The 11,623-nt window shown below is 57.5% G+C and carries 8 protein-coding genes; 4 read left to right on the top strand and 4 right to left on the bottom strand.

From position 1 onward, the window contains the following. The 3 genes from dcd to alkA form a co-directional block, all read right to left on the bottom strand. Window positions 1-582, bottom strand: coding sequence for a dCTP deaminase (gene dcd / locus KGA69_RS14510; RefSeq protein WP_015365790.1), 582 nt, complete (start codon window positions 580-582; stop codon window positions 1-3). Between the two features lie 90 nt (window positions 583-672). Next, window positions 673-1,314, bottom strand: a complete 642-nt coding sequence (gene udk, locus KGA69_RS14505) for a uridine kinase (protein ID WP_015365789.1) — start codon at window positions 1,312-1,314, stop codon at window positions 673-675. 114 nt (window positions 1,315-1,428) lie between these two features. After that, the gene (gene alkA / locus KGA69_RS14500) at window positions 1,429-2,277 is read right to left on the bottom strand and encodes a DNA-3-methyladenine glycosylase 2 (RefSeq protein ID WP_213292415.1); all 849 of its coding nucleotides are present in this window, start codon (window positions 2,275-2,277) and stop codon (window positions 1,429-1,431) included. Between the two features lie 136 nt (window positions 2,278-2,413). Between alkA and yegD the strand changes: the two genes are divergently transcribed. Next, window positions 2,414-3,766, top strand: coding sequence for a molecular chaperone (yegD, locus tag KGA69_RS14495; protein WP_045391919.1), 1,353 nt, complete (start codon window positions 2,414-2,416; stop codon window positions 3,764-3,766). A 99-nt stretch (window positions 3,767-3,865) separates the two neighbouring features. Here the strand turns inward: yegD and KGA69_RS24330 are convergent, their stop codons facing one another. Further along, the gene (locus KGA69_RS24330) at window positions 3,866-3,925 is read right to left on the bottom strand and encodes a type I toxin-antitoxin system Ibs family toxin (RefSeq protein WP_108418926.1); all 60 of its coding nucleotides are present in this window, start codon (window positions 3,923-3,925) and stop codon (window positions 3,866-3,868) included. A 253-nt stretch (window positions 3,926-4,178) separates the two neighbouring features. On the opposite strand from KGA69_RS24330, the gene KGA69_RS14485 reads away from it, so the two are divergent. From KGA69_RS14485 to mdtC, 3 genes are read left to right on the top strand one after another with little or no spacing between them, the layout of a single operon-like run. Then, window positions 4,179-5,423, top strand: coding sequence for an MdtA/MuxA family multidrug efflux RND transporter periplasmic adaptor subunit (locus KGA69_RS14485; RefSeq protein WP_213292414.1), 1,245 nt, complete (start codon window positions 4,179-4,181; stop codon window positions 5,421-5,423). Beyond that, complete coding sequence (locus tag KGA69_RS14480) at window positions 5,423-8,545, top strand: MdtB/MuxB family multidrug efflux RND transporter permease subunit (RefSeq protein ID WP_045391878.1); 3,123 nt, start codon at window positions 5,423-5,425, stop codon at window positions 8,543-8,545. Before KGA69_RS14485 ends, KGA69_RS14480 begins: the two co-directional genes overlap by 1 nt. Beyond that, window positions 8,546-11,623, top strand: coding sequence for a multidrug efflux RND transporter permease subunit MdtC (mdtC, locus tag KGA69_RS14475; RefSeq protein WP_049059860.1), 3,078 nt, complete (start codon window positions 8,546-8,548; stop codon window positions 11,621-11,623). It begins immediately after the preceding gene.

Genomic DNA, 11,623 nt, shown 5'->3' with positions numbered 1-11,623 from the left:
TCAATCCTTGTCGATTCGACTAGCCACCGCGCCCTGCTGGTCGCGATATTTGGCGTCTTCACGGCGGTTGTATGGCCGCGCCGCCGGGCCAGAAAGCGGCTCGAAGCTCAACGCGCCAATGGGCATTCCCGGGCGCAGCGCCAACGGCAGCTTGCCGGAATTATAGAATTCCAGCACGATGCAGCCAGACCAGCCCGGGTCAATACGGTGCGCAGTGACGTGAACCATAAGTCCGAGACGCGCCAGTGACGAGCGGCCATCAAGCCAGCCGACGAGGTCTGCCGGAAGCGTTACAGACTCATAAGTCACCGCCAGCGCCAACTCTCCAGGATGAAGATAGAAAGCCTCACCTTCCGGCAATACGATCTCTTCGCTCATGACCCGGTCCAGCGCCGCGCTCACTTCCGCCTTAGGGCCGCTCAGGTCAATAAATGGCGCCGTATGACCGCGGAAGGTACGGAATTTATTGCCTAAGCGAACGTCAACGGTGGCGCCGTTAATTCGATCCACCGGCGGGCGCGGGCTGATTGCCAGGCGCCCTTCATCCAACCAGGCTTCTATATCTCGGTCACACAGACGCATGAGCTTTCTCCTTTAAGGCATCTAGCCCTTACGCTTTCCGGGAATAAGGGCAATTGGGATTCTCTTTGCACGTTACACAATTAGTACGTGTTATTCAAAGAACTGACTGATTTTGGCCTTCAGAATATCGATGGCAATACGGTTTTTACCGCCGCGCGGGACAATAATGTCGGCATATTGCTTGGAAGGTTCAATAAATTGCAGGAACATTGGCCGCACCGTCTTCTGATACTGCGCCATCACCGAGTCCATGGAACGACCACGTTCGTTAACATCACGCTTGATGCGGCGCATCAGGCAGATATCCAGCGGCGTATCGACGAAAATAGAGAAGTTTAATTCATTGCGGAGTCTGGCATCCGTCAACAGCAGGATCCCTTCCAGAATGATCACTTTCTTCGGTTGAATATGAATCGTTTCCGGCATACGCGTATGTTCAACGTAGCTATACACGGGTAATTCAATTGGCTGGCCGCTTTTCAGCGTCTGTAAATGCTGGAACAACAAGCTATGGTCCATCGAGCTCGGATGGTCATAGTTGGTTTTTACACGCTCTTCCATCGACAGATGGCTTTGATCTTTGTAATAGCTGTCTTCTGGAATAACGCCAATATGCTCATCGCCAACTTGTTCACGTAATTCACGATAAAGTGTGCTGGCGATAAGGCTTTTGCCCGAAGCCGATGCGCCGGCGATGCCTACAATGACGCACTGATGAGACGTATCAGTCATAAATTTTTGCGACCTGATTAACCTGGATGTAGATGGAGGGTGACGTTTGACCGTCAAACGCGGCAATTATAGGGATTTCAGGGCGGCGATACCAGTGATATGCGCCCTGTACGCCTATTCCTCGTCCGGCGTCCAGCCTTCGGTATACCAGATATGCAACAACGCATAGGAGCGCCAGGGTTGCCAGCGGCTGGCATAGCGCGCGATACGCGCGGGCGTCATTCCAGGAAAACGCTGTTTAATCAGATAGTCATCGGGCAGAAAAATATCTTTTGCCTGCCAACCACGCAGCGCATAGTAATTCGCCGTCCAGCGACCAATGCCCGGCAGACTCTGTAATCGCTTCATACCGGTTGCAATATCAGCAGGCGCCGTCAACGGCAATTCACCGCTCAATGCCGCTTTGCCAAGGTGAATCAAGGCTTCCGCGCGGCGAAGGGGCATACCTAGTGCTTTGAGCGCCAATGGATCGGCTTGCGCCAGTTTCTGTGGGTCAGGGAAGAGAACATAGCCTGGCGCTTCGCTTAACGGCTGCCCGTAGGCCGCAGCCACTTTGGCCGTCAGCTTCGCCGCCATCGCTACGCTCACCAGTTGCCCCAATACCGCGCGCACCGCCTGTTCAAACGCATCCAGCGCGCCCGGCAAGCGTAACCCAGGCCGCGGCTGCGCCAGTTTGCCTAAGGTTTGCGTGACCTCAAACGGATCGCATGCTAAATCAAACAGTTGTGCTACGCGCGCCAGGCACTGGTCTGCTACCGGTAATAGTCCGGGAGAGAGCATCACCCGGAAACCCTGCTCGCATTCATCCGCTTTAACGGTAATCAATCCGCTGTGCCCATCGATACTAAAGCTGCGGGTATATTCATCTTCATGGAAGCTTTCAATTCCCGCTACCGCACGCGCGCTGAGAAACGCGAACATCCATCGCCAGTCATAGGGTGGTTGCCAGGGTAATAATGTCATGCACTCTCCTTATTGATCGCAACAAGCATAGATGCTCTGCGCCAGATACGCCTTGCTTTTAAATTCCAGTTGTCGGCATGGCGGCAATCCGCTAAAGTCGCCCCCCTTCTTCACTGGCATGGGGATTTTTCCGGTTATGTTTATTGGTTTTGACTATGGTACCGCCAACTGTTCGGTCGCCGTTATGCAGGGTGACAGCCCACGGCTTTTAACGCTGGAAAATGGTAGCCCGCTGTTGCCATCGATGCTTTGCGCTCCAACGCGCGAAGCGGTCAGCGAATGGCTATACCGCCACCACAATGTCCCGGCCGACGGTGCGGAAAACCAGGCGCTGCTGCGTCGCGCCATTAATTATAACCGTGATGAAGATATCGAAGTCCTGGGCAACAGCGTTCAGTTCGGACTCGCCTCTCTGCATCAATACGTTGACGATCCGGAAGAGGTCTACTTCGTTAAGTCGCCAAAATCGTTTCTTGGCGCCAATGGCCTTAAACCCCAGCAGGTCGCGTTATTTGAAGATCTGGTCTGCGCGATGATGCTGCATATTAAGCAGCAGGCGCAGTCTCAGCTTAGCGAACAAATTACCCAGGCGGTCATTGGTCGACCGATTAACTTCCAGGGGCTTGGCGGCGATGACGCCAACGCTCAGGCACAAGGAATTCTGGAGCGGGCGGCGAAACGCGCTGGATTTTACGATGTCGTATTTCAGTTTGAACCCGTCGCGGCGGGATTAGATTTTGAAGCCACCCTCGATGACGAAAAACGCGTGCTGGTCGTCGATATCGGCGGCGGCACCACCGACTGCTCGCTGCTGTTGATGGGGCCGCAGTGGCGGCAGAAAGCTGACCGTCAGGCTAGCCTGCTCGGCCACAGCGGCTGCCGTATCGGCGGTAACGATCTGGATATCGCCCTGGCCTTCAAATGCCTGATGCCGTTACTCGGTATGGGCGGTGAAACGGAAAAAGGCATTGCGTTGCCGGTACTGCCCTGGTGGAATGCAGTGGCGATTAATGACGTCCCGGCGCAAAGCGATTTTTATAGCGCCGCCAACGGCCGTATGCTCAATGACCTACTGCGCGACGCCCGCGATGCCGACAAGGTCGCACTGCTGCTTAAAGTATGGCGTCAGCGTCTGAGCTATCGCCTGGTGCGCAGCGCGGAAGAGAGCAAAATAGCCCTTTCCGCCCAGCAGGATTTCAACGCCGAACTGCCGTTTATTAGCGATGAGCTGGCGACCGCTATCAGCCAGCAGGGGCTGGAAGAGGCGCTCAATCAACCGCTGGCCCGCATTATGGAGCAGGTAAAGTTAGCGCTGGAAAGCAGCCATGAAACCCCGGACGTTATCTATCTCACCGGCGGTAGCGCGCGATCGCCATTAATTAAGAAGGCGCTTGCCGCACAGCTGCCGGGGATACCGATCGCCGGCGGCGATGATTTTGGTTCCGTGACCGCCGGGCTTGCCCGCTGGGCGCAGGTGGTTTTCGCCTGAAACGCGAGCGCCATTCGGTAACCTGAGTTGACTTTGCCGCTTTTTCGTCCTAATTTTCAGGATGAAGGGTAAGGGAGGATTTCTCCTCCCCCTGGCGTCTTAGTAAGCCGGTAAGCTAATCACTAAGAGTATCACCAGTATGATGACCAGGTTCATCATAACCCTTTCCTTATTTAAGGCCCCTTCCTCAGGAGGGGCTTTCCTGTATTTAGCCTCCGCTAAATCAAGCTGACGTTACCATGCCGCGTCCGACACATTTCTTTTCAGCGTTCGGCTTTGCGAGCCTCCTCGTGAAAGCCCGCCAATTCAGACCTTTCCATACGCGCTTTTCATAATTCCTCCATTTTTGCGGGGCGTTCCGTTACTAAACTAGTATCATTCAGCGAAAGCTTCAGGATGAGATAGCAAAATAATGAAAAGCAGTAACACACTTCGTTGGGGAATGGTCCTGACGGTAATTTTGGCGGCGGGTGCCGCCTATTGGTTCTGGCACGATCGCTCTGAAGAAACAACCGCAGGCGCTGCTGGCGCAAGTCAACAAGGAGCAAAACCGCCTGCCGGGGGGCGCCATGGCCGCTTCGGCGCGGCGCTGGCCCCGGTGCAGGCGGCAACCGCCACCAGCGAATCCGTCCCCCGCTATCTTACTGGCCTGGGGACTATTACCGCGGCGAACACCGTGACCGTGCGCAGTCGGGTTGACGGTCAGTTGCTGAGTATTCATTTCCAGGAAGGTCAGCAGGTGAAAGCCGGCGATCTGCTGGCGCAAATCGATCCCAGCCAGTTCAAGGTCGCGCTGGCCCAGGCGCAGGGCCAGCTTGCCAAAGATAACGCTACCCTCGCAAACGCGCGCCGCGATCTCGCCCGCTATCAACAACTGGTCAAAACCAACCTTATCTCCCGTCAGGAGCTGGATACGCAGCAGTCGCTGGTGGTTGAATCCGCCGGTACGGTTAAAGCCGATCAGGCCGCCGTCGCCAGTGCGCAACTGCAGCTGGACTGGACCCGCATCACCGCGCCGATTGACGGACGTGTGGGCCTGAAACAGGTCGACATCGGCAACCAAATCTCCAGTGGCGACACCACCGGCATTGTCGTACTCACGCAAACCCACCCTATCGATTTGGTCTTTACCCTGCCGGAAAGCGATATCGCCACCGTGGTACAGGCGCAAAAGGCCGGGAAAACGCTGACCGTTGAGGCCTGGGATCGTACCAATAAACAGAAGATCAGCACTGGCAACCTGCTGAGCCTCGATAACCAAATCGATGCCACTACTGGCACCATTAAGCTTAAGGCGCGATTTAATAACCTCGATGACGCATTGTTCCCGAATCAGTTCGTCAACGCCAGAATGCTGGTGGATACCGAGCAGGATGCGGTCGTGATCCCCACCGCCGCGCTACAAATGGGCAACGAGGGGCACTTCGTGTGGGTGCTGAACAGTGAGAATAAAGTCAGTAAACATACGGTCACACCGGGTATTCAGGATAGCCAGAAAGTGGTGATTAACGCCGGGCTGTCAGCAGGCGACCGGGTGGTGACCGATGGTATCGACCGCCTGACCGAAGGGGCCAAGGTCGAAGTCGTCGAAGCTCACAGCGCCGCGGAGGAACAACCCGCCGCCCGCCAGAGTGGTAAAAACGGAGCGGGCGCCTGATGCAAGTCTTACCCCCAAGCAGTACGGGCGGTCCGTCCCGGCTGTTTATTATGCGTCCGGTGGCGACAACGCTCTTGATGGTCGCCATTCTGCTGGCCGGCATCATCGGCTATCGCTTCCTGCCGGTCTCCGCGCTGCCGGAAGTGGACTACCCCACTATTCAGGTGGTGACGCTTTACCCCGGCGCCAGCCCGGATGTGGTGACGTCGTCGATTACCGCGCCGCTGGAGCGCCAGTTTGGCCAGATGTCCGGCCTTAAACAGATGTCCTCACAAAGCTCGGGCGGCGCGTCGGTCATCACCCTCCAGTTCCAGCTGACCCTGGCGCTGGATGTTGCCGAACAGGAAGTGCAGGCGGCTATTAACGCCGCCACCAACCTGCTGCCGTCTGATTTACCCAACCCGCCGGTTTATAGCAAAGTGAACCCGGCGGATCCGCCGATCATGACCCTGGCCGTCACCTCCAGCGCAATGCCGATGACGCAGGTCGAAGATATGGTGGAAACTCGGGTGGCGCAGAAGATTTCTCAGGTTTCCGGCGTCGGTCTGGTGACGCTGGCCGGCGGCCAGCGCCCTGCGGTGCGCGTTAAGCTCAATGCCCAGGCGATCGCCGCGTTAGGTTTGACCAGCGAAACCGTGCGCACCGCCATTACCAGCGCCAACGTGAATTCAGCGAAAGGTAGCCTTGACGGTCCGGCCCGCGCGGTCACTCTTTCCGCCAACGATCAGATGCAGTCGGCGGAAGATTACCGTCGACTGATTATCGCCTATCAGAACGGCGCGCCGATCCGCCTTGGCGATGTTGCGACCATCGAACAGGGCGCCGAGAACGCCTGGCTCGGTGCGTGGGCCAATAAGCAGCGGGCGATCGTAATGAACGTCCAGCGCCAGCCGGGAGCGAATATCATCGCCACCGCCGACAGCATCCGCCAGATGTTGCCGCAGCTCACAGAGAGCCTGCCTAAATCCGTTAAGGTACAGGTGCTTTCTGACCGCACCACCAATATTCGCGCGTCGGTCAGCGATACGCAGTTCGAATTGCTGCTCGCCATCGCTCTGGTGGTGATGATCATTTATCTCTTCCTGCGCAATGTCCCGGCAACCATCATTCCCGGTGTCGCCGTGCCGCTGTCGCTGGTCGGCACCTTCGCGGTTATGGTGTTCCTCGATTTTTCAATTAATAACCTGACGCTAATGGCGCTGACCATCGCCACCGGCTTCGTGGTCGATGACGCCATCGTAGTCATCGAAAACATCTCCCGCTACATTGAAAAAGGTGAGAAACCGCTTGCCGCCGCGCTGAAAGGCGCGGGGGAAATCGGCTTCACGATTATTTCATTAACCTTCTCGCTGATTGCCGTACTGATCCCGCTGCTGTTTATGGGTGATATCGTTGGGCGATTGTTCCGCGAATTCGCCATTACCCTCGCGGTGGCGATTCTGATTTCGGCGGTGGTCTCGCTGACCCTGACGCCAATGATGTGCGCGCGGATGTTAAGTCACGAATCGCTGCGCAAACAAAACCGCTTTTCGCGGGCCAGCGAGCGATTCTTCGAGCGGGTGATTGCCGTGTATGGTCGCTGGCTGAGCCGCGTGCTGAACCACCCGTGGTTAACATTGAGCGTGGCGTTAAGCACCCTTGCGTTATCGATTCTGCTATGGGTCTTTATCCCGAAAGGCTTCTTCCCGATCCAGGATAACGGCATTATTCAGGGCACCTTACAGGCGCCGCAGTCGGTATCGTTCGCCAGTATGGCGCAACGCCAGCAGCAGGTATCCGAGCTGATTCTGAAAGATCCGGCGGTTGAAAGCCTCACGTCGTTTGTCGGCGTTGATGGCACCAACCCGGCGTTGAACAGCGCGCGTCTACAGATTAACCTCAAGCCGCTGGATGAGCGTGACGATCGGGTACAAACGGTCATTAGTCGCCTGCAACACGCGGTGGCAAGCGTACCGGGCATTGAGCTCTACCTGCAGCCAACGCAGGATCTGACCATCGATACCACCGTCAGCCGAACGCAGTATCAATTTACCCTGCAGGCTAACTCGCTCGATGCGCTGAGCAACTGGGTGCCGCAATTGCTGTCGCGCCTGCAATCCTTACCCCAGCTTGCCGATGTCAGCAGCGACTGGCAGGATAAAGGGCTCGCGGCTTATATCAATGTCGATCGCGATAGCGCCAGCCGGCTGGGTATTTCCATGGCGGATGTCGATAACGCGCTGTATAACGCTTTTGGCCAACGGCTGATCTCGACAATTTATACCCAGGCCAACCAATATCGCGTGGTGCTGGAGCACGACACCCAGGCGACGCCGGGGCTGGCGGCGCTGGATAATATTCGCCTCACCAGCAGCGATGGCGGCATTGTGCCGCTGAAGTCTATCGCCAGCGTCGAGCAGCGTTTTACGCCGCTGTCGGTCAACCATCTCGATCAGTTTCCGGTTACCACTATTTCATTCAACGTGCCGGATAACTACTCTCTTGGCGAAGCGGTAGAGGCTATTTTGTCCACCGAGCAGTCGCTGGATTTCCCAAGCGACATCCGCACTCAGTTCCAGGGCAGTTCGCTCGCGTTCCAGTCGGCGCTCGGTAGCACCGTCTGGCTGGTGGTCGCGGCGGTCGTCGCCATGTATATCGTGCTCGGTGTGCTGTACGAAAGCTTCATTCATCCCATCACCATTCTTTCTACGCTGCCGACCGCTGGCGTCGGGGCGCTACTGGCGCTATGGCTGGCCGGTAGCGAGCTGGATGTGATTGCCATCATCGGCATCATTCTGCTGATTGGTATCGTGAAGAAAAACGCCATCATGATGATTGACTTTGCCCTCGCCGCCGAGCGCGAACAGGGAATGCCGCCGCGGGAAGCCATTTATCAGGCCTGCCTGCTGCGCTTCCGTCCGATTCTGATGACCACCCTCGCCGCCCTGCTTGGCGCGCTGCCGTTGATGCTCAGTACCGGCGTCGGCGCCGAGCTGCGTCGTCCGCTGGGGATTGGCATGGTTGGCGGCCTGATGCTCAGCCAGGTACTGACGTTATTCACCACGCCGGTGATTTATCTGCTGTTCGATCGGCTATCGCTGTATATGAAGAGCCGCTTCCCGCGCCGTGAAGAGGAGGCGTAAGTGAAGTTTTTCGCTCTCTTCATTTATCGCCCGGTGGCGACGATTCTTATCTCGCTGGCGATTACCCTGTGCGGGATCCTCGGATTCCGCCTGCTGCCGGTCGCGCCGCTGCCGCAGGTCGATTTCCCGGTGATCATGATTAGCGCCTCGCTGCCCGGCGCCTCGCCGGAAACCATGGCCTCGTCGGTAGCCACACCGCTGGAACGCTCGCTGGGGCGCATTGCCGGGGTCAATGAAATGACCTCGTCGAGCTCGCTTGGCAGTACCCGCATCATCATGGAGTTTAATTTCGATCGCGATATTAACGGCGCAGCCCGCGACGTGCAGGCGGCGATTAATGCCGCGCAAAGCCTGCTGCCGAGCGGGATGCCCAGCCGCCCCACATATCGCAAAGCTAACCCGTCCGATGCGCCGATCATGATCCTGACGCTCACCTCGGATACCTATTCGCAGGGCGAGCTGTACGATTTCGCTTCAACCCAGCTGGCGCAAACCATCGCGCAGATCGACGGCGTCGGCGATGTCGACGTCGGCGGCAGCTCCCTGCCGGCGGTGCGTGTCGATCTCAACCCGCAGGCGCTGTTTAACCAGGGCGTCTCACTGGATGCCGTGCGCAGCGCCATCGATAACGCCAACGTGCGTCGCCCGCAGGGCGCGCTGGAAGATGGAACCCATCGCTGGCAGGTGCAGACCAACGATGAACTGAAAACCGCGGCGGAATATTTGCCGGTAATCGTCCATTACAACAACGGCGCAGCGGTACGTCTTGGCGACGTGGCAAAAGTGACGGATTCAGTCCAGGATGTGCGTAACGCCGGGATGACCAACGCCAAACCGGCGATCCTGCTGATGATACGCAAGCTGCCGGAAGCCAACATCATTCAAACGGTCGACAGCATCCGCGCCCGCCTGCCGGAACTACAGCGTACTATCCCGGCAGCCATCGATTTACAGATTGCCCAGGATCGTTCGCCCACCATCCGCGCATCGCTGGAAGAGGTCGAACAAACGCTGGTGATCTCGGTCGCGCTGGTGATTCTGGTGGTCTTTCTGTTTTTGCGCTCCGGGCGCGCAACACTTATCCCGGCTGTCGCCGTACCGGTATCGTTAATCGGTACCTTCGCAGCGATGTATTTATGCGGCTTCAGCCTCAATAATCTGTCGCTAATGGCGCTGACCATCGCCACCGGTTTTGTCGTTGATGACGCCATCGTAGTGCTGGAAAACATTTCCCGCCATCTTGAGGCCGGAATGAAACCGCTGCAGGCCGCGTTACAGGGCAGCCGTGAAGTCGGCTTTACCGTGCTGTCGATGAGTCTGTCGCTGGTGGCGGTGTTCTTACCGCTGCTGCTGATGGGCGGCCTTCCGGGCCGTCTGCTGCGCGAGTTCGCCGTCACGCTATCGGTAGCGATCGGCATTTCGCTCGCCGTATCGCTCACGCTAACGCCGATGATGTGCGGCTGGCTGCTGAAAAGCGGCAAACCTCATGAACCAACGCGCAATCGCGGCTTTGGCCGCCTGCTGGTCGCTATTCAGGGCGGCTATGGCAAATCGTTAAAATGGGTGCTGAAGCATAGTCGGCTGACTGGCCTGGTCCTGCTCGGTACGATAGCGCTCAGCGTGTGGCTGTATATCGCCATTCCGAAAACCTTCTTCCCGGAGCAGGACACCGGGGTGCTGATGGGCGGCATTCAGGCGGATCAGAGCATTTCTTTCCAGGCGATGCGCGGCAAACTGCAGGACTTTATGAAGATCATCCGCGAGGATCCGGCGGTCGATAACGTGACCGGCTTTACCGGCGGCTCGCGGGTGAATAGCGGTATGATGTTTATCACCCTGAAACCGCGCGAGCAGCGCCATGAAACCGCGCAGCAAATCATCGACCGGCTGCGGAAAAAGCTGGCGAAAGAGCCCGGCGCTAATCTGTTCCTGATGGCGGTACAGGATATCCGCGTCGGCGGGCGTCAGTCGAATGCCAGCTATCAATACACTCTGTTATCGGACGATTTGTCGGCGCTGCGTGAATGGGAGCCAAAAATCCGCAAGGCACTGGCGGCGCTGCCGGAACTGGCCGACGTGAACTCAGACCAACAGGATAACGGCGCGGAGATGGATCTGGTCTACGACCGCGACACCATGTCACGACTGGGTGTCAGCGTACAGGATGCCAACAGTCTGTTAAACAACGCTTTCGGCCAGCGGCAAATCTCGACCATCTACCAGCCGCTGAACCAGTACAAAGTGGTGATGGAAGTCGATCCGCTTTATACCCAGGACGTTAGCGCGCTGGAACAAATGTTTGTCATCAGTAAAGACGGCAAACCCATTCCGCTGTCGTATTTCGCCAAATGGCAACCGGCGAACGCGCCGCTTTCGGTCAATCATCAGGGGCTATCGGCCGCCTCGACCATCTCCTTCAACCTGCCGACCGGCAAATCGCTATCGGAAGCCAGCGACGCCATTGACCGGGCGATGACCCAGCTCGGCGTGCCGTCGAGCGTCCGTGGATCGTTTGCCGGCACCGCGCAGGTATTCCAGCAGACGATGAACTCACAGGTGATCCTGATTATCGCCGCCATCGCCACGGTGTATATCGTGCTGGGGATCCTCTACGAAAGCTACGTGCATCCGTTAACTATCCTCTCTACCCTGCCATCGGCGGGGGTTGGCGCGCTGTTGGCGCTGGAGTTGTTCGGCGCCCCATTCAGCCTAATCGCCCTGATAGGGATCATGCTATTAATTGGCATCGTAAAGAAAAACGCCATCATGATGGTCGATTTCGCCCTTGAAGCGCAGCGCAGCGGTAATCTGCCGCCGGAAGAGGCCATCTTCGAGGCCTGCCTGCTACGTTTTCGCCCGATCATGATGACCACCCTGGCGGCGCTGTTCGGCGCACTGCCGCTGGTGCTGTCGGGCGGCGACGGGTCAGAACTGCGGCAGCCGTTGGGGATCACCATCGTCGGCGGGCTGGTCATGAGCCAGCTGCTGACGCTGTACACCACCCCGGTGGTCTATTTGTTCTTTGATCGTCTGCGGCTGCGTTTTACGCGCAAGTCTGCTCAACCGGTAAGCGAATAA

The organism is Klebsiella sp. A52, assembly GCF_018388785.1.
GTDB classification, from domain to species: domain Bacteria; phylum Pseudomonadota; class Gammaproteobacteria; order Enterobacterales; family Enterobacteriaceae; genus Klebsiella; species Klebsiella aerogenes.
The sequence above is the reverse complement of the archived record's forward strand: the minus strand, read 5'-3'. Positions and strand labels throughout refer to the sequence as shown.

Excerpts from the sequence above, each read along its gene's own strand:
- KGA69_RS14485 (WP_213292414.1), top strand. The coding sequence starts at position 4,179 with ATGAAAAGCAGTAACACACTTCGTTGGGGAATGGTCCTGACGGTAATT.
- yegD (WP_045391919.1), top strand. The coding sequence starts at position 2,414 with ATGTTTATTGGTTTTGACTATGGTACCGCCAACTGTTCGGTCGCCGTT.
- udk (WP_015365789.1), bottom strand. The coding sequence starts at position 1,314 with ATGACTGATACGTCTCATCAGTGCGTCATTGTAGGCATCGCCGGCGCA.
- KGA69_RS14480 (WP_045391878.1), top strand. The coding sequence starts at position 5,423 with ATGCAAGTCTTACCCCCAAGCAGTACGGGCGGTCCGTCCCGGCTGTTT.
- alkA (WP_213292415.1), bottom strand. The coding sequence starts at position 2,277 with ATGACATTATTACCCTGGCAACCACCCTATGACTGGCGATGGATGTTC.
- dcd (WP_015365790.1), bottom strand. The coding sequence starts at position 582 with ATGCGTCTGTGTGACCGAGATATAGAAGCCTGGTTGGATGAAGGGCGC.